This window comes from uncultured Phascolarctobacterium sp., assembly GCF_958349595.1.
GTDB lineage: Bacteria > Bacillota > Negativicutes > Acidaminococcales > Acidaminococcaceae > Phascolarctobacterium.
In genome coordinates, this window is the sequence record NZ_CATWDQ010000001.1 from 261,548 (window position 1) to 287,493 (window position 25,946).

Below are 25,946 nucleotides of genomic sequence, written 5' to 3' on the forward strand. Positions count from 1 at the left end.
CTATCCAATTATTAACCGGTACAGAAAGGCGGGTTGATATTATATGAATCTTAATCAGTTAAAATACTTTCTCGCCATCGTTAAAACAGGCAGCTTTTCAAACGCTGCTGATGATATGTATATTTCCCAATCATCAATGTCGAAGCAGATAAAAGCTTTGGAAACCGAACTGGGTGTCGATTTGTTCAAACGCGAACATTCCAAAGTCTATTTAACAGAAATAGGCGCAGAATTTGCCAAATATGCCGAAACAACTATCAAACAGCACAACGAGATGCTGCTTTATCTGGACGAATTTGCTACCAAAAAATCCAACACTATTCGTTTTGGTTCGATCCCCGTCGTTTCATCCTATGGTATCAGCGCACTGATCGCCGATTTTACCAATCACTACAACCCTAATCTCAACGTCGTTATCGATATGCACGAAAACAATCAGCAGCGTGTCATGAAAGAACTTTTTGAAGGTACTATTGATATTGCCCTGGTTCGCACAGACTATTTAGAAAACATTGAAGCCTTTGATATAATGCCTTATAAAAAAGATATTTTCGTTCTGGTCTGCAATAAAAATCACCCGCTGACAGTAAAAGCGTCCATTTCTCCTACAGATATTATTCCCTATCCGCTTTCACTGCTCGATACCTCATCGGTAATCAATACGATCGTAAGAAAAGCTTTTGAAAAGTATGGTGTTGAAAAACGCGCCAAATGTCTTACAACCCGTCATAAAATATTGATGGAGATCCTACAGACCTCCAACGACATCACTCTGCTGCCTTACAGTCTGGTCGATCTGCACCAGTTCCCGCATATCACTACTATTCCCCTAACGGAAGAAGTTACCAGCAATGTGGCGCTGATCAAGCTGAAAAACCGGAAACTCAATAAGATCACCAAAGATTTCTGGAATTTCTGGCAGAAAAAACCAAAACCGGAATAAATAAAAACCACTGCATCGCAGTGGTTTTTTTATAACATCTATTATTACTTTTAAAGCAGATATTCCTGATACTTACTGCAAAGAAATTCCCAAAAGCGTTCCGTAGTCGCATTCAAAGCCTTTTCCTTACGTTTGACGATATACACATTACTGTAGATCGGCATAACTAAAGGTACATATTTCAAACCTTTGATCGTATGCCCTTCTTCAAACATCCTTTTAGTGAAGAAAGTAATGCCGACATTATTGGCTACCATCGAAAAAACATTGCGGTGCCGCGTCATTGTCGCTGTCACATTGCATTCCTTGTTCACCTTATGCAGTTCTTCCATCAGCAGGCGGTAGATTTCCGATTTAGGCGAAATAAGAATGATTTTTTCATCCCGCAGCATCGAAAAATCAAATTTTTCCAGCTGCGCTAATCCGCTTTCCTGTGAGCAGATCAAACCGATCTCATCTGTCAGGAACAAACGGTGCTCATAATCAGGCAGCATATTAAACCCGTCACGCACAAAAGCAAAATCTACTTTATCGTTTTTCAGAAGCATCAGCACGTCTTTCTGCTCTTCTTCCAGAATATTATAGTTGACTACCTGCTTCCGGTTTTTATTGACCTTTTGAAATTCAGAAAGCAACAACGATATTTTATAAGAACTGACGATAGGGATAGAGGCAAACTTCACCTCTTCGATCGGCGTTTCTTTAAAATCCATCAAATCCTGCTGCATCCTGTTTTTTATTTCCAGCAGCTTCAAAGCGTATTCATAAAAGCACTGTCCGGCTTCTGTCAATGTTATTTTATTGCCGCTCCTGTTAAAAAGCACTACTCCAAGCTCGTTTTCCAACGCCTTGATCTGCTTGGACAGTGAAGACTGAGAAATATATTCTTCCAGCGCCGCTGCCCAGAAACTTCCCTGTTCCACGATCGCAACAAAGTATTTCAACTGATTAAAATTCATTTTCTTCACCTGCCCTCTTGCGGTCCATATCATCTTAATCTACTTCGATTATACGTTAAAAATAAGCTTTGGCTTATTCCAATACAGCATAACCTCTTGCCTTTATTGAATTAAAAGTTCATAAACTTTACCTTAAAGCAATGGTCTGATCCTATCTTTCCAATATGTCACAACAGCTTCGTCATTTAGAATAGCCTTGCAGTGGCTGAAAGTATTATGATGTTTGTAACAGGAAACGCTGCCTGGAATCCGCCGCCGGTTGGTGCAGCTCCGGCGCCGGTTCAGCAAACTGTTAGATATTGCAAAAAACAGTCTCCGCAAAAACATTCCAACTTTCTTACAGGCGGCAGTTTCTTTCGTATCCTATCAATACTATTTTTTATTGAGGAAATTTAAGGAGGCTTCTATTTATGAAAACCAAAATCAATGATTTACGTTCCGCACTTGATTACCTGCGTACTATCCCCGGACAATTGGTAGAAACCGATGTCGAAGCAGACCCGATGGCCGAGATCTCCGGCATTTACCGCTACGTCGGCGCCAAAGGCACCGTCAAACGCCCGACCCGCCTGGGCCCTGCCATGATCTTCAACAACGTCAAAGGACATCCTGACGCTAAAGTCGCTATCGGCGTACTTTCCAGCCGTGAACGTGTTGGTCACCTGCTGGGCTGCGAGCCTGAAAAACTTGGTTTCCTTTTAAAAGATTCCGTCGCTACCCCGATCCCACCTGTAGTTGTCGGCGCAGATCAGGCCCCCTGCCAGGAAGTAGTGCATCTGGCAACTGACGAAGGCTTCGATATTCGCAAACTTATCCCGGCACCGACCAATACTGAAGAAGACGCCGGCCCGTATATTACCATGGGCCTGTGCTACGGCACCGATCCTGAAAACGGCAATACGGATATTACCATCCACAGACTATGTCTGCAAAGCAAAGATGAAATTTCCATGTATTTCGTTCCCGGTCGTCATTTAGACACCTTCCGTCAGAAATACGAAAAAGCAGGCAAACCCATGCCGATCTCCATCAGCATCGGCGTTGATCCCGCAATCGAGATCGCAGCCTGCTTCGAGCCGCCTACTACTCCGCTCGGCTTCAATGAACTGAGCATCGCCGGCAGTCTGCGTGGTGAAGGCGTACAGCTGGTACAATGTAAAACCATCAACGAAAAAGCGATCGCCCGCGCTGAATACGTCATCGAAGGCGAACTGCTGCCAGACGTACGCGTCCGCGAAGACCAGAACACCAACACCGGTAAAGCCATGCCGGAATTCCCAGGCTATACCGGCGCTATGAAACCCGCGATCCCGCTGATCAAAGTCAAAGCAGTTACCCACCGCCGCGACCCGATCATGCAATCCTGCATCGGTCCTTCTGAAGAACATGTCAACATGGCAGGTATCCCGACCGAAGCATCTATCCTCGGTATGACCGAAAAAGCTCTGCCCGGCAACGTTAAAAACGTCTACGCCCATTGCTCCGGCGGCGGCAAATATATGGCAGTTATCCAGTTCGTCAAAAAAGCTCCGCCTGACGAAGGACGTCAAAGACAGGCTGCTTTGCTTGCCTTCTCCGCTTTCTCGGAACTGAAACACGTTATCCTGGTCGACGACGACGTTGATCTGTTCGATACCGATGACGTGCTGTGGGCTTTGAATACCCGCTTCCAGGGCGACGTCGACGTTATCACGATCCCCGGCGTCCGCTGCCATCCGCTCGATCCTTCCCAACGCCCCGACTTCTCGCCCTCTGTGCGTGATGTAGGCATCTCCTGCAAAACTATTTTTGACTGCACCGTGCCTTTCGGACTGAAAGACCACTTTGAGCGCAGCAAATTTAAAGAAGTCGACCCGGCAAAATGGGTACCTGAATTATTTAAAAAATAAGTACTGAGCAGAAAACATAAAACACCCGCATTAGTGAGTAATCACCAATGCGGGTGTTCTTTTTATATTATTGAAACTCTTAAATTATGTTTACTGAGGTTTGCTAATTTTTAAAAACTGTATTTCACATCCACGAACCATTTATTGCTCTGTGCGTCGCTGCCCTTCTGGTAGCTGTAGCTGACGCCGTAAGTCCAGTCATCCTTCTCGGCTTCCAAGCCCAGGCGGCCTACAAAGAAACCGCTGTCCATCAGCTCATAGCCCAAACGGTCCTGTGCGTTGATGCCCGGTACAGTGATGCCCATGGCATTATCATTATCGCCCATCGTCCAGACATAAGCGATATCTGCTGTCGGGCGCACCTTCCAACCACTTTCGCTAACGGTTTCGTTGGTAATGCTGACGCCTACTGGCAGCAGCCACAAATTGGCTTTGTCCGGTCTGTAATGAGCCGCGGTTTTGCCGTCGATCGTACCTGTATATCTGTCAGTATCCACATTCATATACCGCAGGCCGGCATACGGTACAAATTTAGTATCGTGACCGTTAGTATACATTTTTTCACCCTTCACGCCTAAGGTAATGATCCGGGTATCGGGATCGGCGTTGACCACACCTTTGATCTCGCTGCTGTTTTTGCTGTAGCCAACGTCAAAGATCAAATTGGTATCGTCATTACGAATGCCGCCGTAGTAGCTGAGGCCCCAGAAATCATATTCGTTTTTCGAGGCGCTGCCTGTACTGTCGCCGCTGCCATAGCTGAAGGCTACGCCGCTGCTGTATTTTCCTTTGTCGGCAAAATCTCCGCCAAGTACAAAGTCGTTATACTGGCCTTCATAACCGGCGTCTGATTTGTCTTTGTTGTGGAGGTACTGTACCCAGATACCGCCGTTATCTTCGCGGTCTGCTGCTGCTTTGCCAAAGCCGCCAGCCAGCTTATTGCCTTTGTTTGCCAGTGACAAGTGTCCCTGTACGATAGAACCTATATCAAAGGCTGCTAAAACACTGCTGTGGCTGGCACCGCTGTTTTCTGCGCCCTGGGCGAAGCTATTGATGGCGGCGATGGTCTGTGCGTCGGTGTTAAGGCCGCTGATCGCATTGCTCAGGTATTTTACGCCTGCGTACTCCGAATTGGTATCTGATGTCATGGCGTCCAAAATATTCGGCAGGGCTACGCCCGGCAAGGCTTCACTGGCTTTCACTTTTTTCGTGGTTACGGTAAAGTTACCGCTGTCAAATTTGCCTTCGCCTTTGAGCAGTTTGTTCAGAAGCAGGTTCGTTCCCGTCCAGCCGTTCTTATCGACACTGTTGCCAGCACCACCAAAGCCGCTGACCACCGTATAAGTTTGGCCGGCTTGGGCGTTGGCGATGTACAGTTTAGCACCGGCGTCTACGGTCAATTTGCCGCTGTTGGCTTTTAATGCGCCGTCAGTTGCCGCTGCCGCAGCACTGTTTACCATCAGCAGAGATTTATCGGCAAATTCTGCCGTGTTGGCTTCGGCGAAACCACTTAAGCTTTCATGAGTCAGCGTGCCGTCTACTTTAAGCCCGCCGTTAGAGTTATCCAAAGTCTGCGTCGCATCGATATATAAGGCGGCGGTGATATCATTTTGACCCCAGGTCAGGCCCGTAGCGGCAAAGGCAGCTTCGGCTTTGCTGGTATCAGTGGTACCCAAGCTTAAAACTGAGTTCTGGCCGACGGTCAATTTGCCGTCGATTTGATGACTATTGGCAAATTCCAAGCCTGCTTTGGAAGCTGTCTCAATAGTATTGCCGTCTCTCCAGGCAGGGTCAAGGACGATGCTTGCACCTTGCAGTTGTACGCCTGTAGCTGTCAGCGTACCGGCGCTTGTAGAATCGCCGACTGCGATAGAGGTATCGCTGGAAGCTTTTAATTCGGTAGTCGCTGCCAAGGTACCGGTAACGGCTACTGTGCCTTTATTTACGGTCAGCTTATCAACTTCTACACTGCCTGCCGCGTGTACCGCACCTGCGGTACTGGTATCAGGATTGCCGGTAGACGTGCCGATTGTCAGCTCTGCGGTTTTTAAGGCCGCACCTTCATTGACGGCTACTGTGCCTTGGGATGCTTCGATTTTATTAACGGTGAAGCTGCCTGCTTCAACTTTCATCTGGCTGTCAGCCTGCACTTTTACCTCGGCGTTCAAAGTGCCGCCGCTATTGGTTACCGCAGTGCTGCCCAAGGTCAGCGTTCCGGCTGAACCTTTTCCACTGGAATCAATACTCCCTACCGTTACAGTATTATTGGAGCCATTAGTACCTTTCAGCAAATCTCCGCTGCCGTCGCCGACTAACGTCAGTCCGGTATCGTTGCTGATATTGACCTTTGCACTCTCTACTGTACCACTACTGCCGCCGCTGAAATCCAGGTCTTTGACGCCCAGATCATTATTAACAGACGTACCAGTATCAGGCGATCCAATACCTGCACCACCTATATTCAACGTATCACTTTCTACCGTACCTGTGACCTGGGTATGTACTGCGCCAGTAGGCGCTAAATCTTCTACACCTGCCGTATTGTTAGGAATATCTTCTTGCTGCAAAGTACCGGTCATGACCAGTGTTGTTTTAGCCGCATTACCTTCCGCTGCTGCCAAAGCAGTGCTGTAGGCTTTACTGTCAGCCAACTTATAGCTGGCGTCGCTGATAGCCAGTTTACCGCCGCTAAAGAGAACCTTCGCATCTACAGCATCGGCTACTTTAGAAGCAGAGCTTCCCGTTGCATCAAAAATATTTTTTGCTGCTGCCTGCAGCACACCTTTACCGGTAACTTCCAGAGAATTGTTATTAGGGTTATCTTTTTTACCCAATTCAAATTTATTTGCGTTACTTAACTCATCGATATTCAAAGTACCGCCGCTGACAATGATCTTGCCGCTGTTAGCAGCAACAAATTTATCCACAGTATAAGTCGCCTTGTCGCCGCCATTCAAAACAACGCTGCCGCCATCAGCTGTAACAATGCCTTTAACAGTGTTGGTATCGCCTGCCAGCGTAACAACGCCGCTGTTTTCAGCAACCACGTCGCCCGTCAGGCTGACAGTTTTGCCTTCGCTGCCGACGGTGATCTGGCCGCCGTCCTCAGCGTACAGGGCATAAGAACCATTTTTACCTGCAGCTGTGATAGTTGTATTGCCTAAAACAGTAGTATTACTATATTTACCTTCTCCATAAATACCTATAGCCTCACCATTTGCAGCTGTAACTTGCAGTTGCAAATTCTTACCTATCAAAACAGAGCCGCCGGTACTGTCTTCGGCAAGAGGATCATTATAAATGCCATAGGCACTTTTTTCATTACTGGTAACTGTTGCTGTAAAGCTGCCGTTTAATTTTACCTTACCATTATAACCATAAGCATTGGTATTATAAATACCATTGGCATAACCGTTTGCCTGTACCGTTGCCGTAATATCAGTATCCGCAGCGGAATTTATCGTTGCGCCATACTGAGAATAAATGCCGACAGTTGTCGATGCGCCATCGCTAACAGCTTTATTATTTATTGCCGTTAAATCAACCTTTTCACCAGTAAAATTTATCGAACCCGGAACGCCAGAACCTTGTACAGCAGCAAGCCAGGACGATTGACCAGCAACTTTGATGCCTGTTTTTATACCATTAAAATTGACTGCTGTATCCCAATTATCCCCAGGATCACATTGTACATTAACACCGGCAAACTGACTTTGTTTGACATTATCTTTTAAATCGCCTTTTAGATCAATCGTTACATTACCATTGAAATCGATCGTACTCATGTTAGCGCGTACACCATCACTATATACTGTGGAACCTTCCTGTACTCCTGTAAGTAATGTTTCAGCGCTGTTGATAGTTATTTTACCGCCCTCATTGGCTGAACCGTCAATACCTATAATCCTGTCATCGACTGTTCCATTGGTCACTTTGGAATTTAAATCAAGAACTAATTTTTCACCATTTACAGTAACATCAGAACCGCCAGTTGCATTTATACCTATTACTTTTCCACCTGTGCTTCCTGCTGTTAGCGTAACAGTTTTACCTGCACTGCCGACGATGATCTGACCGCTATCTTTAGCTGATAAAGCAGTTGCAGCAGTTTTACCTACCGCTGTAATAGTGGTATCGCCATCAATCACAGTTTTATTATATTTACCAACAGCACCAATACCTATGGCATTGCCATTACTTGCCTGAACATCCAAATCTAAATTTTTACCGATATAAATCTTTCCATCATTCTCCGACTTTACATCATCAGACAATTCTCCCATAACACCATAAGCGTCACCATTTTCGCTAATGACATCTGCTGTAAGATTTCCTTTTAATTCAACATTTCCATTATAACCGGCATACTCACTTATATAAATCGCAACTGCATCGCCATTCTTAGAATTTACAATAGCATTGACATTCGTATCGGCGCCGGATTTAACGTGCGCTCCATATTGACTGATGATTGCAGCAGCCAATCCATCGTCAATGTTTGTAGCTGTGAGATTGGTTACCGTACCGTTCAAGCTTACGATTCCAGGAACACCTGATGCCCTGATGGCAGCTACAGTTGCCGTTGATCCACCTTCAACTTTTATGTCAGTATTTTGATTATTAAAATTGACAACAGTTTCATAAGCATTCCCAGGATCACATTGAATATCTACACCATGAACCTGAGAAGATACTTGATCAGCTTTAAGATCAATAACTACATTCCCATTAAAATTAGTCGTGCTTTGGTATCCTAGAACACCTTGACAATAACTACCCTCACCTGTTTGCACGGCTTTTATTGACATATCTTTACTGTTAAAAGTAATAACGTTACCGTTATTAGCAAAATTTTGTACGCCAATTATTCTAGCATTATCAGTTGTAATATCAATATCTAATTTATCTCCATTAACAGTAATATTAGTCCCGTTAAATGCCTCTACTCCAACAACTACATCATTAGCGGCATTTGTACTTTTACTTACTGCTTTAATCGTAAAATCGCCATTTAAATTTAGGTCATTGTAACCATTATTTCTAATACCCCTTACAGTATCAGCTTCTAAGTCAAAAATATAGCTGCCGTTGACATTTAAAATTCCATTACCTGTATTAACAATACCCATAGCTCTGCCATTTGTCGTCGTTACACTACTGCTGACAACAACTCCTGACGCAGCAGTAACTGTCATTGTTTCCGCCTGTGTATTTCCTATCGCAGCATATCTGTTATTGGCACCTTCAAAATTACCGTCGTCTGCAATAATGTTCATATTACTAGTAATAGTAGTATCCTTATCTTTGATAGTTCCTGCCGCCCATACGTCCCCCCCAGATATACAAACGGACATTACACCTGCTGCAAGCAGCGAACATAATACTTTTCTTTGCAATTCTCTTTTTCTTATAGAATTTCCGGACATCATCACGACCACCTTTCCAAATTTTGCCAACACTATTCACTGGAAATGCAAGCAAACCACTTCTACCTCAATCGCAATATTTTATTAACGATTGTAAAAGTCGCTTTTAAATTATTATAGCACCTCTGTACCCCCCCACAAGACTTTTTACTTTTTATTTTAAAATTTTCTTGAGAAATAAAAAACAGAGATGTCACACAACTGCGTAGCACATCCCTGTTAAGCGCAGCTGGCTGTCATTCCATACGGTTTAGACCCTGTAGCTTTGCGTCGCTGGTTTTCACCAGTTTTGCCAATTATATTATTTTTATATTTGTTAATATTCTTTTATTATATAAAAGAATATCACTTTGTCTTAAAATACGCAAGACGTATGCATTGTTTTTCCAAATTTTACATTTTTTCATAATAACAGAATGACTTTACACTTTTCTGTTTAATATAATAATTTCACCGAAACAAATAAAAGAAGCGGCAGTAGCATCTAACTACTCCGCTTCTTTTATTTGCGCTCTTTACTTTTTACTTCCTGCTTTCCAGCAGCCGCTTTACTGCCAGCCGCTGCTTTTGCCTGTCTGTGCCCGTTTCCCTGTCCCAATATTCATATTTCAGCTGAAAGCACACCTCGTCATAAAAGCTGCTGACCGCCGTCTGCCTTGAGCAGTCTATTTTAAACGCCATTAAAATATCAGGCAGCCCTGTACCAAAATATGCCAGCAGCTCCTTGATCTTCTTTTTATAACTTCTGGCGTCTTCCTGATAGCGGGCATAGCACAAGGCAAACAGCGTCAATTCCAGCAGTTCCTCAAAAGCTTTAACGTCGCCGCCTGTGGCTGCCGTCAGCACTGTTTGATATACCAGCTGCCGCACCTCGCTGCATTCGTGAAAAAACAAAATAAATTCGTTCAGCGCTGTGCTGACCTGCGGCGGCACATAACTTGCAGCCAGCTCGCCGCACCGCACATAGGGCGCCAAAGCAGCACAGCTGCCGCTGCTGACGAAGGTCTGCCCCATAGCCAGCAAAATTTCCTCCGGCGTCAGCTGCAAACCGTTCAGTAAAGCGCACGCTGCCCCGTCCTGCAGATGCCGGTAGATTTTCAGCCCCTGCCGCTGCTCACAGCCTGCTGCCAGCCCGTGCGGGCATTTCAATAAGCTTTCCATCAGTAGACCGCCCCCTTTTCGATGATCCTGCGGGCCAGAAACTTGTGCAGATTGACGATCGTCGTATGCTCGTAGCCGTATTTATCTTCTTCTTCAAAGGTGATCTTCACCAGCTCGATCAGGTTTTGGCGGCAATAAGCAGCCAACTCCTTTTCCGCCTGCTCACGGTCGTTGATCTCGCCGTCCGATAACAGGAACAGCAACCGCCGCTTGCCCTTCAGCGCCTGTTCCTGCAGCAGCCTGACTGCCGGCAGCAGATTGGTCCCCCCGCCCGACAGCGGCACGATCGAAGTCTGCTCCGCCTTATCGGTAAAGCTTTTACGCACTTTGGCGCCGCCCTCGAAATCTATCACCAGCGTTCTGATGCCGTCAAAATTATTGACCGCCGCCAGAATCTCGACCAGCGCTTCGGCGTATTCGCGTTCAAAGCGGTAGGTGCTGCCCGATACGTCGCGCAGGATCATGATATCGACCGAGACCTTGCGCCGCAGATAATACTGATAGACCTTGCTTTCCTCGGCTGTTTTGGAAGCCAGATAAGCTTCCTGCTGCTTTTTCAGATTCACGTCGCCGTCGTAAGCGTCAATGATCTTCATCGACGTAAAGCTCTGCTTAAAGATATATTCCAGTTCGCTGATCTCGCGCCTGTATTTGTGCACCGTATCCAAAAAGAACTGTGAAGTATCGCCGGCGCGGCTGACCATGCGCCCTGCCCCGGCCAGCTTGCCGACCTGGGTAGCGGCGTTTTGCATTTTCGCTTTCAGCTCACGGATATGTTCCTTCCGCACGACCTCACATAATTCTTCGTCGCTGAGCATCTTCACCTCTGGCAGCGAACCTGCTGCGCCTGCCGCCTCTGCTGCCGCTTTTTCCGCCCACGCTTCCTCAGCAGTGTCGCCTGCCTGTAAGCCCTGCAGCCATCGGGTCAGCAGCCCCGTCACCACGATCACATTGCGCAGCTCCGTCCGCACCGCCGACAGCGCCAGCGGCACCATAAAATCATAAAAACTGCTGTCAGCCCGCCGCTCGATAATGCCGTACTTCAAAAATGCCTGCAATTCAGCAAGCTGCTGCCGCCGCGGCAGATATTTCGCCAGCCGCTCCAGCTCCGCATCCTGCGTCGTCAGATTGAACAATGTCAGCAGCTTGCCGAACTCGGGCAGCTCACGCGCCAGCTTATACTCGCAGAAAGTCTGAAACAAACTTTTATAGACGCAGCGGTATAAACTGTCCTCCTGCAGCCGCGCCGTATGCCTGTACCCCTCCGCCCCTGCAAAAAGCGCCGCCTTTTCGTAGCGCAGCGCGCTTAACTCATTGACGATAAAGCAATCGGTAAAACGCTCTAACGTCAGCAGTCCGTGCAGCGCCGACTGCTCCCAGGCCTCCTGCAGCAGCTCACTGTTCAGCGACAGGATATAGCCGTCCTCACGGCTGCCGGTGCAGCAGCAAAACTGCCCGCACTCCGTACCGACAGCATTTTTATAGGCGTCAGCCTCCGCATAATATTCTATTTTAAACGCCAGCTCCGGGCATAATACCGCAAAATTTTCCATACCAGCCACCTCAAATGATCGAGGAATCAAGCTTCTCCTTCACCAGCTGCAAATCATAAAAGCCCAGATCCACATCCAGATAATACATAAAGCTCTGCAAAATGATCTCTTTAAAATTACCGATCCCAATCGCGCTCACCGCCTGCTCAAGCTCTGTGATCCGCTTATCAGTCAGATCAGACACGCTGGCCGCCTCACAGCCCAGGACCCGTTTCGCCAGATACCGTTTGACGCTCTCCACATTCCGGTCATCATAAAAATACGGATCGACTGCCGCCTGACGCCAGTCCGGGCGCCGCAGCAGCTCCAGATTGCACAGCACCACGGCGATCGCCGCATTACGCACCGACAGCGGATAAGTATTACTGCGCACCTCCCGCATCAGCTCGATGATATAACGCTTTAAGCTTGCCGGCACCACATCGGCGGCCCGGCACTCCTCCGCTACGATCTGCTCCACGATCAAAAGCTCGTCCGCCGCTGCCGGATAATCGAAATAAAACGACACCAGCCGCTGCGCAAAACTCTGCGGCAGCTTCACATTGCCCGCATAACGGCTGTCATTCGAGCAGAACACGATGCGGAAATCCTCGTGGGCATAGATCATCTTGTCGCCGATCGCCGTCACCGAAGTACGGTCTAAAATACTGTTGAACATCAGCAGAATCTCCTGCACCGAATGGGTCGCCTCATCGACGACGATCACCCCGCCCCGTTCCATACAATCGGCCACGACGCCGTTTTTGACCGTCAAACTGCCGCCCTCCAGCCGCAGCCCCAAAATCAGGCTGGTTTTCGTCTGCTCCGGACTCAGCTGCACATAATAGGCCGGCACGTTTTTTGCCAGCGCGTACTGCTTCGCCAAATTCATCGCGATAATGCTTTTGCCGCTGCCCGAAGGCCCCACGATATACAGCGGCCACCGGGTATGCTCAAGCACCGCGTAACAGCACTCCAAAAGCCGCGTCCCATCTTCGCCTACTATTTTTGGTATCTGCCGCAGATCCAGCTGCGTTTTCAAATCAGCCATTCTTCATCACCCCGTCTTATATAAAAAAGGCGGAGGAGCTAACTCCCCCGCCAACAAGGACTTGTCAAAGCCCCAAGCAGCCGTTTATTTCTTTAAAGGTGGAACCGGCGGAATTTGCTGTAAATTAGGAATATCTTCCGGTTTCAGTTTAAACACATCATGCACATGGATCTCTTCGGTAGAACGCCAGGAATAGCAGCAGGTATCGCATACATAAACTTCCCACACATTACCGACCGGAGATTTAGTCATAACTCTAATAGTATCAGCACCACAACGTGGACATTTCATAAAAATCTGCCTCCTTTGTACCTTAAATTATCATTTATTTTTTTGTGCAGCCATAAAATCTCTGAAAATAGCTTCCCATTTCGGAGTAGCCGGAGACGGTTTCAGCAATTCAACAGAACGCGGATTCGGTTCCGGAGCGACCGGAGTCGTAGCGTCGATGATCAGCTTATCATGCATGACTGCCGGTACCGAAGACGGATCAAGCGGCATACCTGCACAGTTGGGAATGATCGCAACGTCCTTGCTGGGTTTGACGCGGGTAGTAAGCGCCCACATGACCTGCTCCAGATTGAACGGATCGACAAACTCGTCGACAACGATAATGACCTTGGAATAAGGCATACCATGCGGCGTAGACAGCAGACGGAAAGCAACGCCCTTACCAAAGCCGCCGTAACGGACCTTCGTAGAAATGATAACGCCGATACCATGAGTATACATAGCGTTGACAGCCTGAACTTCAGGCATGGTAGCTTTCAGCTGTTTGTACAGCGGCACGCTGGTATTAAGAGCCATCAGATAATCGATCTCAGTCCAGGGCATACCCAGATAGAGGTTTTCAAATATCGGATTGGTGCGGTGCGTGATATGTGTGATCTTGATCTCGCACTGGTTTCTGGCGCCGGAATAAGAACCCGGGAACTCGCCGAACGGACCTTCGCAGGTACGAACGCGCGGCATAATGTAACCTTCAAGAATGACCTCGGCATGAGCCGGAACATACAGATGCTCGGCAGTATCAGCTTTAGTGATCTCAGTCGGCACACCGTCCTGCAAAGCGCCTACGAATTCATATTCGTTCTGGTCGTAATTGACAGGCGTACTTGCCATAAAGCTTACCAGCGGCGTGTTGCCCAGCGCGATAGCAACCGGCAAAGGCTCGTTCACTTCTTCAGCTTTAGCAAGCTGGATAGCGATATCATGGAAAGGCAGAGCCTGGATACCGATACGGTCAACGTCTTTGACCTGGATACGGTAAATCCCGACATTCTGTTTATCCAGATTATCAGGTTCAGCCGGGTCGCCTGTAACAACAGCTGCTTTAGAAAGGAAGAAGCCGCCGTCCTGATCGTTGATCCTGTAAAGAGGTAAAACATCAAACAAATTGATATTTTCGCTGATAGTATTTTCTTTACACAAAGCTTTTTCACGAGGAAGAACTACCGGCGGTACCGGGAATTTATCCCAGCGGCGGTTCAATTCATGGAATTGCTCCTTGACAGGAGTGTCTTTAGGCATGCCCATCATCAAAGCATGATTAGCCCAGGAACCGTGAACGTTAGTTACAACAGAATACTTGTAACCCTTCACCTTCTCGAACAAAACTGCGGGTTTTTTATCCATATTAGCGCAGGCACGGCCGGCAGCGCCAATATCAGGTTCCGGATCGACCTCGTCTTTAACGCGGATCAGCTGACCCTCTTCTTCTAATGTTTTTAAGAATTCTCTCAAATCTTTGTAAACTTTTGCCATGTTTTTGACCTCCTTTGTCATCGTTGCACTTGGTAAGGTTTACCCCTTATCTATATACTAGAACTGACGGCGTCTAATAGCAATTCAGTTACATCGCAAGGATATGCGTTTTCGGAATTTCCAAAAAACTATCGGCTTCATTCTTTTTGGGAATAAGCGCCCAGCCGCTGCCCATGCCGCTTGACGCCACTTAACAGCAGTCAGGCGGTCAGCTACAGCCGCCGCTTTGACAAATTCTCGATCAAAACCTGTACGCGCCGACGGTTAGCTTCCCTGTCGCCAGCATCAGCCCGCTGCGCCCCGGCAATCACCTCAGCCATCCTTTTACGGCGGCGCTGCTCCTCACGCACAGCCGCGTCCATATCACAAAAACGCGGAAAATAACAACCGCCCATCAGCCTGCGTACCGCCGCCAAAAATACAGCCGCATCCACCGCGCCATAACGCGCCACCCACACATCCAGCAGCCGCAGCTTCTCGCCACGGGTAACTGCCGGCACCTTTAACCCGGCCGCCTTAAAAAGCACCATCACCCGCCGCATCATCATATACGGTTCCTGCATCAGGCCACCTCCCTGGCCGTAACCAGCAGTTTGTGCAGATTGGCGATCCCCCGATCGCGCCGCCTGTACACACTGCTGACGTTGATCCGCTGTTCGCGTGCCACCTGCTGTGGTTCCTTGCCCTCGATATACAGCGCCCGCATCACCACAGCCTGCACCTCAGGCAGCCGCGGCAGCAGCACCCGCACAGCCAAAAGCTGTGTCTGACGTTCGTCAAGCTGGTAAAAATCATTCACCACCTCCTGTTCCTGCGCCAGTTCGCCGTGCTCGTCAAGACTTTCGTAAGCACGGTGCTTCTTAAAATCACGCTCACGCCGCACCTCGTTCCACAACTCACGCCGCACCTGCCAGGCAGCAAGTGCCGCAAACTGACGCCTGTCGCTGCCATGCCACAGCTGCAGCGCCGTAAACACGCCGATCCGTTCCATCTGCCGCTCCACATCCTCCTCCAAGCCCCAGCCATATTGCCGCCGCACTCTCAGCAGCAAAAACTTCAACCCCTCCATCACTGCCTCCAGTTTCAGATTAGGCTCAGCCTGCGCCAGCTTCACCAATACCATAAAATTCTCGTCCTCCATCTCTTTGCTGCCTGCTGTCAGCTCTGTCGTTACCTTGTTCATATCCCTATCTCCTATCTGTATCCGCTGTTTTTATTTTTCCTATCGACAAAGCCTCTACCAGCTCCCTGCCGCTCAAGCCTTCAATACATTCCAAACATACGGCCCCCGCATTATCCAGCTCGGCAAATTCCTCACCGGCATAGATCGGGCAGCCGCACCAACTGCACCCACATACGGCCTGCGGCTCTCTGCATCGCAGCCACATCTCCTCCAACTTAAAAAAACCTGCCGTTTCAGACATCGGCCAAAATACGCAGCTGACTGCGCAAAGCCTCACGCAGCAAAGCGCTGCAATTTAAACGGGCCTTACGTGCCTGACGCCGCAGTTCATACGGCAGCGCCACATGTACCGTCACCAGCTCATCCGGCGCAAACGTCCTTTCCGTCCGCTGCCCTTTAGCCTGTGACTGACGCTTTGCCATACCGCAGCTGCCACCGTTCACCAGCGGGCACTGCAGCGCCATCAGCACCAGCCGCCCCTGCAGATTAGCCGCCATAGGGCTGATTTTTTTCTTTTTGTTTGTGTTTCCAGATTTTGTCATGTTGTTGCTCCTTCGCATTTTTATTTAAGGCTGCCGCTGCTATGCAGGTACTTACTACGTTAGTATAACTATGATTTCTTTTAAAAATTTCTTTGTTCTACGCTGGCCATAGCCAGCTACAACGGGATACAGTCGGTTTTAAAAACCTTCGGTTTAAAACCTGAACGTAAGACCAAAAGAAAACTTAATAAAAGAAAAGGTAAAACAGCCTCTATATATAAAAGAGCAGCAAATTCGCGTTTTTATGCACTCATTACAAAAATTTTCTGCAAAATAAAATTTGTGTAACTGCATTTTTGCCGCAAACAGGCATAAAAAAACAACGACGGCACGAAAATAATATTCATACCGTCATTGTTTTTATGTATGTTGTTAAAGTGGTGAATAAGGTTCAGAAAACTTATTTATTCTTTTTCTTTAAATTCAGATCCTATTTTTGTTGCTTAGACTTTCTTAAAAGCAAGTCTAAAGGTACGCCGCTTAGAACGTAAATCTCAACCCGGCATTGAACTGCCAGTCGGTGCGCAAGTCGCCGCCGAAGGTTTTCAAGGCGTCAAAATACAGATTGCTGTTTTTGGCAATCCCCAGATTGGCTCCCAGACCGATTTCCCACCAGGTGCCGCTCATATCGGCGCTTTCCACAACAGTGCTTCTGTCGTTGTAATAGGCAGCTCCGCCGCCGTTGCCGCCAAAGTCGTGCAGCAGCGAGGCTTTCACATAAGCGTTGCCCTGCCGTCCATTCATGGTAAATTCCTTACCGCTCAAAACGCCTAAGCGGGTCACAGCACTGTTGACTGCGTCCTGCTTGATGCTGACGCCGTTGCTGGTCGTATAATCAGCGCTGCCGATACGTCCCAAACTCAGCTCTGCCTGCGGTTCTACGAACCAGCCTGCGTTCAGGTTCTGTCTGTAGCCGTATTCGGCGCTGATGCCGTAAGCCCAGGTATCATAATCGGCGTTGGCTTCCCTGCCGTTTTTATCTACCAGCTTAAAGTCGTTGGCAAGCTTGCTGCCGCGGGCGATAACATCTAGATAATGCCCCTTGCTGCCCAGCCAGCTGGCGTATACGCCTACGCCGGTACTGCTCAGGTCGCCGCTGCCGGCAAGATAATTAGCATTACTGTCGATGCGGTTGACGGCGATACCGGTATAGAGCTTGCCGCCCTTGTAGTCCTGCATCTTGTCGATACCGCCCTGGAAAGCTGTGTAATCCTGGTCAAAGCTGCGGTCATAGGCGCTGTCGGCGCTCATCTCGCCCCGGTAGTAACGGGCCCAAACGCCGCCCTCAGCAGCTTCCGGGTCGCTGCGCAGGTCGCCCATGCGTTTCATCAGATTGTTGCCTTCGACGCGCCACAGGTTCGCTATCGACATCTGGGCGTCAGCTACTGTCAGCACTGTTTCAGAAGCGCCATCTTCTTTAAAATCTATTTGCGTGATTTTAACGACACCGCCATTGCCAGTGTCGTCAGCACCCACCTCTACGGTCGGCGTTGCCAGGAATCTGGTCAGCGGGTCGTCCATTTCGCTTTCTTTACCCACAAAATTATTCAAGTTCTGGTCAGCACCTAAATTAGTTATCGTCAGTACCGTCACATCACCCACAAGGCTGTCCAGCTTGCTGCCGTCAAAAGATTTGTCGTAACCGACAGTTATATACTGCGTTGCCGTGCTGCTGCCTGCCAGACTCTCAAACTTAAAGCTGTCAGCCTTGTTATTGGCAAGGTCGGTAGCGACCCGGAAGGTATTGCTGCCCTCCAGCTGCAAAGTGCTGCCGGTAATAGTGCGGCCCACATTTTGCCCTTCACCTGGAGTACCAAAGCCTAAAGTCGCATCCTTCAGATAAGTAATGATATCAGGATTAGCCGTTGTGCCGTCACTGGTGTTCAGCTCGGCATTGCTGTCGAACAGCACTGTCGCATTATCGGCATATACGGCATAGGCTTTACTGCCCGCTGTGATCGCAGTATTACCTGCTTTTGCGGCTATCTTGATCGTGCCGTTGTCAGTATTATCAGGTGTAGCGCTTAAAATTATCACAGCGCCATCTTCGGCATATATGCCGTAAGCCTCGGCTGCTTCACCCTTCTGGCCATTCTGACCTTTCTGACCTCCTGTTGCCTCACCACCAACACCGCGATCACCAGCCTTCGCCTCTGCAATGATCTGATCCACCGCGATCACCGTATGGCTGCCGCTGCCTTTGCCAAAAACACCATAAGCATAAGCACTGCCTCCGTCGCCGCCATCGCCGCCGGTACCATTTCTTCCACCGATACCGCCGCCCCAACCATTGCCACCGTTGGCACTAGCTGTGATTTTGCCGACTGTCAAACCGACACTGCCGCCGCTGTTGCTGACGCCATACGCAGCACCGTTTGCCCCCTGGCCGCCATTGCCGCCAGAAGCGCCCTGATTATTTGCACTCCCCCCAACATTAGCATCCCCGGCATAATAACTGGAACCACCAGTAGCTGTTACTTCAATTTCAGACGCCGTTAAACTTTCAGCCAATCCGCCTAAAACATTGATGCCATAAGCGGCAGCGGCTCCGCCAAAATTGCTGTCGCCAGCGCCCATAATAGAACCTTTACAGCCTGTTCCGCTCCTGCCGCCAGTAGCTGTGACTGAAAGCTTCTTCACATTCGCCGTCAAGCTGCCGTCCGTATTCTGCAAACCAACGGCTATGGCCTCGCCGCCAGCTCCGCAAGCCTTTTCTGACCGCAGTATCTGATCAACACTGCTATCTATTGCTGTTATATTATCTCCGAAAGTTACATTGGCGCCACTGCCACCAGCACCACCGCTAGCCTGAACCGAAATCTCTTCATTTACAGTAATACTGCTGTTACCACCCCGGTTATCCACACCGACTGCCAGCGCCTCGCCGCCCTTACCGGCAGCAGCCTGTATTTCCCCTGCAGCTTTTATTGAGTTCAAATCAGTTATTTTTACATCCTGTAAAGCGCCTCCTGTAACGCCTTTTATCTCTATATCAATTCCACCAACAGTCAGTTCTGCCTCGCCGCCATTATTACTGATACCTGCTGCATAAATAGCGCCGCCAGCGCCGCCAAAACCGCTGATACAATTTTCGCCGGTACCGCCTTTGCCGCCAGCAGCACTACTTAAAGTAGTTTTTACGCTTATTGTACCTACCTTGCCGTCTGCCTTACCACTGGCAATATGGACGCCGACAATATCAGCCTTACCGCCCTTACCGCCATTGCCTCCCCCGATGCTGGCATCGCCAAGAGAACCGTCCCCGCCTGCACCTCCGCTTGCATAATTACTGCTCGATTTTATATCCTGCAAATCTAAATGGACGATACCGCCATCTACAGCAACACCATAAGCCAACACATTGCCGCCGTCACCGCCGGCTACGGCATGACCTAGTGACGCTGAAGTTGTTGCGCCAATACTATCGCCTTTAGAACTCGTCAAATCACTAACATCCACTGCGCCTGTCAGTTTGGCCGTTAACTCGCCGCCAGTGACCCTGATCCCATAAGCCTCGATATCACCGCCGGCAGCAAGCTTATTTACACCATCCTCTACACTCTTGAAGGAGTTTCCCATGCTCGCAGCAACTAAAACATTGATACTATTGCCGGTAAAAGCAACCTTCCCTCCATTGACCTGCAGCCCCGTTGCTGCTGCACCACTATGTTTAGCTGCGTTTATCTCTACCGGATCGTCAACACTTGGATTTACGAATTTTGATTCTGCTTTTACTGTTATATCAGCCGCTGTGATCGTCAGATCATGCTTGACCTCTATGCCATATGCCGCAGCAGCCCCGGAAACCTGAGCTGCCCCCTGATAAGCGCTGCCATTAACGCCGCCGTAGGAGGTAACTGATATATTGCCTACTTCAATATTGCTGAGACTTTCATCTACCGTTACCCTGGACACAGCGTCGCCGCCTTTAGCGCCTAACATTACTGTTGGTGAGTCTCTATCATCATTACCGCCCTTACCCCCGGTCGCTGTAACCTCAATAGCATCGTTGATAGTAGCCTCTGTGATCTTGCCGGTAAGCTCAACATTTTCACCATCGGTAACGGAACCAGATGAAGAGCCGGTGCCAGCTGCGCCGGTTTCAGTAAAAGGGCCAGTATTGCTATTGTTGGTAATGTTTTTTGTTGTCTCTGCGGCATAAACCTCGTTGACTACAATGTTGATACCACTGGAATAAACTATCGACATCGCCATTAAAGTATGGGCTATTTTCTTAGTTAAGCTCTTTTTACGAGACATTTGCATCCTTCTTTCTCAAATCCATCATTTTTATTCATATTTATCTTTTAGAAAATACTTTAATAAGGCTTCGTAATACGACGCTGATTCGGCATATTTGCCTTGCTTGTGCAGCAGCCGCGCCGTCATCATCACTGTCTGCACAGTCTTACCATCCTGCGGTTTCAAATCGCTCCACAGGGATTTTTTGACATACTGCCAGTACAGTTCTTTCGCATTGCTGTCTACATAATAAATATGCCAGGGCTTCACGTAATCGATATAATGCACGATCACTAATTCCAAATTCTCATTCAATGTCGTGTTGTTGATAACGATACCGTTGTACTTCTTCGGCAGCTCGGTAAACTCGCCGTCGATAACGCCGTTGAGCGCGTCCTGATCGCCCCAGAGGATCTTCGTGCCGCCGACCTGCTCCAGCCACTGAAACAGCTTCTGCGTCAGTTTTTGCTGCCGCCACTTAGTCAGATCCATCAGCAGCACGCCGGAATTGAAATAGCGGCCGTTTTTCAGACCGATACGGTCACAGCTGCGGTCCTCGCCGTAATCGCGCGCCGCTGCCAGCACCTTCCCCTGCAAGTCCAGCTGCCACAAGGGCAGGATATCGCCTTTGCAGATGATGTCCGCATCCATGTAGATAAGCCGCGTTACCGTTTCCGGCAGCATATCGGCAAACAGATAGCGGTAATACATCGCCTGCGTGATATGTCCCGGCGGTACGACGAAGGTCATGCCTTCGGTACTTGTGATCTGGTAAAAGCGCAGTGTCAGATTACGGTACAGCCTTTCCATCTGCAGTAATTTTTCCATATCCTCCTGCAGCAGCTCGTCGTAGACGATATGCACGATCAGATCATGCTCGATATTGTTATGCACCAATGAGGTGATGGTGATGCCGGCGAATTTGCCAAAATTCTTATCAATGCCGAAACCAAGATGTATTTGTTCGGGCACTTTACTCCTCCTCTCTTTGCCATTACAGCATTTTTATTTTTCCTGCTCTGCCTGCGTTACCGCCTCCCCGTTTTGCAGATTAAATATATATCCTCCGCAGCAACTGCTGCGGTTACAGCGTTTTACTTGTATGGCAGCCGCACATGCTGCAAAAGCTGCCGCACTTCCTCTAAGGTATAGGTTTCTGTAATTTCTTCCTGCTCAGACGCATCTTTTTTAGCCTGTTCTTTGCCCCAATCCAGTGCCGCCTGGGTATCCAAAAAAACTTGCAGCGGGCACTCCAGCACATTGGCGATCCGCAGCAGCAGCTTCAGGCTGACCTGCGTATGATTATGCTCTAAATTACTCAGATGGGTTTGACTGATACCAATGCGTTTTGCCATTTCCTGCTGGTTGAGCTGACAGGCAGTGCGTAGAAAACGGATATTGCCGCCGATACGCGTCAGGCATTTTTCATCGTACACCTTTACATCACCACTCCTGCACTCTTGAAAATATTGTTTTTCCTGTCACTTACATTGTTAAAAAACAGATTTTATTTATTAAAACTTCAAAAACATTTGTTAAGATAATATCCGCATTCATTATAGCACGTTTGTACCCCCCCGCAAGACATATAAGCAGATGTTTTCGCCGCAGCTTGGCTGCCTTATCCTCATACAAGCTTTACTTTTTACCTGCTTACAAGCTCAGGGTGATCGCGCAGATACTGCTCAGAAACTGAACCTCAATCCGGCATTGATCTGCCACTGTTTTTGGAAATCGCCGCCAAAAGAGCGTGCCACATCAAAATACAGGTCGTTGTTTGGGTTCAGACTGACGTTGCCGCCCACCTTCAGCTCATACCAGCTGCCGCTGTAATCCTTCTTCTCCTGCGCAGTTTCGCCGTTGGCCGCCGTTAGGCTGATGCCGCCGCTGCCGCCAAATTCATGCAAAGCTGAAGCCTGCAAATACACATTGCCCTGACGGAATTGTTTGCCTACAGCTATGCCCAACCGCCCTACGGCGCTGTTGATGCTGTCGTAGTCTACTCTGGTCCCGCCGGCAGTAGTATAGCTGTTGCCGTTGATATGCCCCAAAGTCATTTGCAGCTGCGGTTCAAGAAAACAACCGCTTTGCTGCTGCAGCCGCTTGCCGTATTCCAGGCTCAGCGAGCTGGCCCTGGTTTTATAGTCGGCCCTGTCGCTGCCAATACCGTAGGCCGTCAGCTCGCCTTTGATCTGTCCGTGTTTCAAAACAATATCCAGCTTATCGCCTGATTTTTCGTTGTATTTCGTACCATACAGAGCCAGGGAAGTCATATTGTTCTCACCGCTGCCGGCTGTATACCCGGTGCTGCCCGCAGTATATTCTATAGCCGCGCCGCCCAGCCACTTGCTGGTCTTATATTTAGCCGCATTGTCCTTACCGGCTTCCAAAAGCGCATCATAGCCCAGCTGATAAGTTTGATAATTATTTTTTAAGCCGCTGCCCTTTAATCTGCCGCCGCTTACACGGGCCCAGACACCTTGTTTTGACACGTCGGCGTGTACTTCTCCCAACCGTTCGTTCAGGCTGTCGTTATTGTGCACCCAGCCGGAATAGACAGCGTCACTGCTCTGCAGCAGCGTTGCCGCTGTTTCGGTAAGTTCTTCTGTTACGCTCCGCAGATACCAGTCTGTGCCTGAACCATTGCTTTCCGCTGCAACATCAGCAGTATAGGTATGCAGTCCACCAAAATAACCGCTGCCGCCCTCTAAATCTAAAGTGTTGCTGGCGTCACTGGCAATCAAAGCTTTGCCGCTGGCAGTACCATTGGCATCCTTAGCTATAATATTTTGGCTGCCTGCATTGGAACCGGAGCCGATAATCAGCTTATCCGCCTGATCGCTGCGCAGGTCAGAACCGATGACGATCGTCCCGCCGCTGCCGCTCAAGTTATCGGCCTGTAATTCCTGATGCCCTGCCTGCTGCTGCAGATCGATGCCGCCGCCGGCCCCCAGTACCAGATTTGTAATATGGCTGTCGCCTGTAACGTCCCATTTGGCTCCGTTAGCCAGCTCCAGATCAATGACGCCTGCATTATTGCCGCTGGTTGCTTGCTCTATGGTCGCCGTGCCCTTGTAATAGGAATCCTGCGTATCCAGCTTCAAGTGGATCTCACCGTTTTGGCAGGCCTTGATTGCTCCTGTCAGATAAACCTGACTGCCGCCGCTGCTATTGGCTAAGATTTTAGTAAGACTACTATTATCCTCACCCGTAGCATACAGGGCATAGCCGTCCGTCTGGTTGGCAAACACCAGCCCCTTTTGAAAATCTATTACTACCGGGATATAATTCCATTTATTTTCGCCGTAAACGCCATAAGTAACGCTGTCCTGCAGGCAGCCGGCATTGTTGATAATGACCTTATTTGCAAAAGCAGCGCTTTCCCTGCTAGTTTGGATACCGTAATTCTCGACAGGCGCCCTGCCGCTAACGCCTGCGTCTGTGTTGCCAAGATTGATATAGGTAGCCGTACCTCCGGCAAAGGTCTTGCCGGCACCATTGCTGATATTGATGCCGTAAGCCCCTGTTTTGCCAATAGCAGTGATAATATTATCACCGCCTGTCACTTGGGTTGGCGCTGAACCACTACCAACTAAATTCATGCCGTAAGCTTTATTGTTGTCAGATACAACGGTAATCGTCAGATCCTTTTCAAAGGTATTTGATCCATAACTTTCCTTAACGCCGTAGGCGATCCCATAAGTAGTCCCGGTGGCAGCAAGACTATGATCAATTACGCTGATCACGGTATTACCCTGGAATTTATTGGTGGCAGTAGACTCAAGACTGATTCCGCAGACCTCCGCATTTTGAGCCTGAGCGCCGGCAGTGACCATGATATTGGTGTTGCCGCCTACCGTCAACGCATTGGCCGCCGTACTGTTTATACGGATACCGCGGCTATGATATACAGACGATTCAGCAGTTATCGTCAGATCCTTGCCAAATGTTCCTGTAGCGTTGTTACCCAAATATATTCCCGAAGTTTCACTATTACCACGAACAGTGATCATGGTATTACCGCCTACAGCAGTACTTGCATCATTATAATTACTAATACCCGTTGCAGCACCTGCTTCTGAGATGGAGGTAAGCGTCAGATCCTTTTCAAAAGTATTTTTACTCGTGTTTTGCGCATAGATACCACGGGCAGTACTGGAGGCAGCAGTACCGATGGCATTAGCAGTAATAGCAGCAGTGCCTGCTGCTGTATTTTCTGCATCGCTAAGCGAATGTATGCCATAAGCATCACTTTGAGTCGCTTCAGCTATGATCATTAACTCATTAAAATTGCTTTTGCTGCCTTGCTGTGATTTGATGCCCCAGGCCGACTGACCTTTAACTGTAAGTAAAGCAGTACCAGTAACTGTAACTGACGCCGTTTTACCCGCCTTAGACTGATAGTTGATGCCGGTAGCACTACCTGCTGCCGAAACAGCAGTGATTTCTAAATTTCCAAAATTATTAGTACCGATGGTCTGAATACCGATCGCACCACTGCTGCCTCCAGCCGTCACATTCAGCTTCGCTGTACCGTTAACCGTATTGGTGCAAGCATCACTACCGGATATACCAAATGCCGCTCCTGCCGCAGAGGAGGAGTTGATCTCCAGATCCTGAAAACTGGCGCTGCTGGCTCCAGACAAACTTGACATACTGATACCGTAAGCATAGTGACTAGTGTTGCTGCTGGTGCATGTAACGCCGATCACTGTTTTGCCGGCCACTGTAAGCGTAGAGCCGTTGATATTCATCCCTTCGCTCTTACCTGTTCCGTTGGCTGCTGTGACCGTTAAATCTTTTTCGGCTGTCAATTCAGCGCCGCCGCTTAAACTGATAACCGTGCCTGCAGCGGAATTTGAAACCTCAGTATCTTCCGTTAATGTTCTCGTGCCCCCATTTAAAGTGATCCCATCAGTAATGACCTCCGCCGCCATGCCCTGACTGGCAACTGCTGCGGATAACAGGAGCGTCAGCCCAACTGTCTTGGCTAAACGTCTGTTATGCTTGCTTGATCTCTTCATCCCTATCCCCGCTTCCCTTAGCTGAACCCCCTGTATACTTTAATTTTCTTTAATTTATTCTTTCTTTTATTTCAAGTAGTTTAACTAATACATACAATTTATATACAGAGGTAATTATAAGTATTATAACATCTCTGTCCCCCCCCGCAAGACATTTACTTTAACTGTAAGTAAATGTTTAAGCTTGTCTTGCAACTCTTTACGTGGCCAGGCAGCAATAAAATTTTCTA

The 25,946-nt window shown here is 48.6% G+C and carries 17 protein-coding genes and 1 riboswitch; of the genes, 2 read left to right on the forward strand and 15 right to left on the reverse strand.

Annotated features, from left to right (window positions below; all coding sequences use genetic code 11):
- Positions 1-43: 43 nt before the first annotated feature.
- Positions 44-943 (forward strand): LysR family transcriptional regulator, encoded by a 900-nt coding sequence (locus Q4G98_RS01115; protein WP_177560922.1) that lies wholly within the window; start codon positions 44-46, stop codon positions 941-943.
- A gap of 50 nt (positions 944-993) precedes the next feature.
- Here the strand turns inward: Q4G98_RS01115 and Q4G98_RS01120 are convergent, their stop codons facing one another.
- Positions 994-1,902: a LysR family transcriptional regulator gene (locus tag Q4G98_RS01120; RefSeq protein WP_298565669.1), complete on the reverse strand. Its 909-nt coding sequence runs from the start codon at positions 1,900-1,902 to the stop codon at positions 994-996.
- 410 nt (positions 1,903-2,312) lie between these two features.
- Here Q4G98_RS01120 and Q4G98_RS01125 point away from each other — a divergent pair, with 410 nt between their 5' ends.
- A complete protein-coding gene (locus tag Q4G98_RS01125; protein ID WP_293662246.1) occupies positions 2,313-3,791 on the forward strand; it encodes a UbiD family decarboxylase in 1,479 nt (492 codons plus the stop codon).
- 110 nt (positions 3,792-3,901) lie between these two features.
- Here Q4G98_RS01125 and Q4G98_RS01130 read toward each other — a convergent pair whose 3' ends face one another.
- The 14 genes from Q4G98_RS01130 to Q4G98_RS01195 form a co-directional block, all read right to left on the reverse strand.
- Positions 3,902-9,145, reverse strand: coding sequence for an autotransporter domain-containing protein (locus Q4G98_RS01130; protein WP_298565666.1), 5,244 nt, complete (start codon positions 9,143-9,145; stop codon positions 3,902-3,904).
- Positions 9,146-9,438: 293 nt separating this feature from the next.
- Positions 9,439-9,521, reverse strand: a riboswitch (cyclic di-GMP riboswitch).
- A 218-nt stretch (positions 9,522-9,739) separates the two neighbouring features.
- Positions 9,740-10,378, reverse strand: a complete 639-nt coding sequence (locus Q4G98_RS01135) for a hypothetical protein (RefSeq protein ID WP_298565664.1) — start codon at positions 10,376-10,378, stop codon at positions 9,740-9,742.
- On the reverse strand, positions 10,378-11,931 hold the full coding sequence (locus tag Q4G98_RS01140) for a vWA domain-containing protein (protein WP_298565662.1): 1,554 nt from the start codon (positions 11,929-11,931) through the stop codon (positions 10,378-10,380). The genes Q4G98_RS01135 and Q4G98_RS01140 overlap by 1 nt, the downstream gene beginning before the upstream one ends.
- A 10-nt stretch (positions 11,932-11,941) precedes the next feature.
- Complete coding sequence (locus Q4G98_RS01145) at positions 11,942-12,961, reverse strand: AAA family ATPase (RefSeq protein ID WP_298565660.1); 1,020 nt, start codon at positions 12,959-12,961, stop codon at positions 11,942-11,944.
- An 84-nt stretch (positions 12,962-13,045) separates the two neighbouring features.
- A complete protein-coding gene (locus tag Q4G98_RS01150; protein WP_177561828.1) occupies positions 13,046-13,252 on the reverse strand; it encodes a non-oxidative hydroxyarylic acid decarboxylases subunit D in 207 nt (68 codons plus the stop codon).
- A gap of 30 nt (positions 13,253-13,282) precedes the next feature.
- A complete protein-coding gene (locus tag Q4G98_RS01155) occupies positions 13,283-14,725 on the reverse strand; it encodes a non-oxidative hydroxyarylic acid decarboxylases subunit C (RefSeq protein ID WP_298565658.1) in 1,443 nt (480 codons plus the stop codon).
- Between the two features lie 212 nt (positions 14,726-14,937).
- Positions 14,938-15,288 carry a hypothetical protein gene (locus tag Q4G98_RS01160; protein WP_298565657.1) on the reverse strand — a complete coding sequence of 117 codons (351 nt, stop codon included), beginning with the start codon at positions 15,286-15,288 and terminating at the stop codon, positions 14,938-14,940.
- Entirely contained in the window at positions 15,288-15,908 is a 621-nt protein-coding gene (locus Q4G98_RS01165; protein WP_177561823.1) for a sigma-70 family RNA polymerase sigma factor, read from the reverse strand. The genes Q4G98_RS01160 and Q4G98_RS01165 overlap by 1 nt, the downstream gene beginning before the upstream one ends.
- Positions 15,909-15,912: 4 nt before the next feature.
- Positions 15,913-16,122 (reverse strand): hypothetical protein, encoded by a 210-nt coding sequence (locus tag Q4G98_RS01170; protein ID WP_177561821.1) that lies wholly within the window; start codon positions 16,120-16,122, stop codon positions 15,913-15,915.
- Positions 16,123-16,141: 19 nt separating this feature from the next.
- Complete coding sequence (locus Q4G98_RS01175) at positions 16,142-16,450, reverse strand: hypothetical protein (protein ID WP_177561819.1); 309 nt, start codon at positions 16,448-16,450, stop codon at positions 16,142-16,144.
- A gap of 480 nt (positions 16,451-16,930) precedes the next feature.
- Entirely contained in the window at positions 16,931-20,710 is a 3,780-nt protein-coding gene (locus Q4G98_RS01180; protein WP_301961802.1) for an autotransporter outer membrane beta-barrel domain-containing protein, read from the reverse strand.
- Positions 20,711-20,740: 30 nt separating this feature from the next.
- Positions 20,741-21,664: a glycosyltransferase family 8 protein gene (locus tag Q4G98_RS01185; protein ID WP_301961803.1), complete on the reverse strand. Its 924-nt coding sequence runs from the start codon at positions 21,662-21,664 to the stop codon at positions 20,741-20,743.
- Between the two features lie 122 nt (positions 21,665-21,786).
- A complete protein-coding gene (locus tag Q4G98_RS01190; RefSeq protein ID WP_298564959.1) occupies positions 21,787-22,128 on the reverse strand; it encodes a helix-turn-helix domain-containing protein in 342 nt (113 codons plus the stop codon).
- Positions 22,129-22,377: 249 nt separating this feature from the next.
- Entirely contained in the window at positions 22,378-25,716 is a 3,339-nt protein-coding gene (locus Q4G98_RS01195; protein WP_301961804.1) for an autotransporter outer membrane beta-barrel domain-containing protein, read from the reverse strand.
- Positions 25,717-25,946 lie beyond the last annotated feature (230 nt).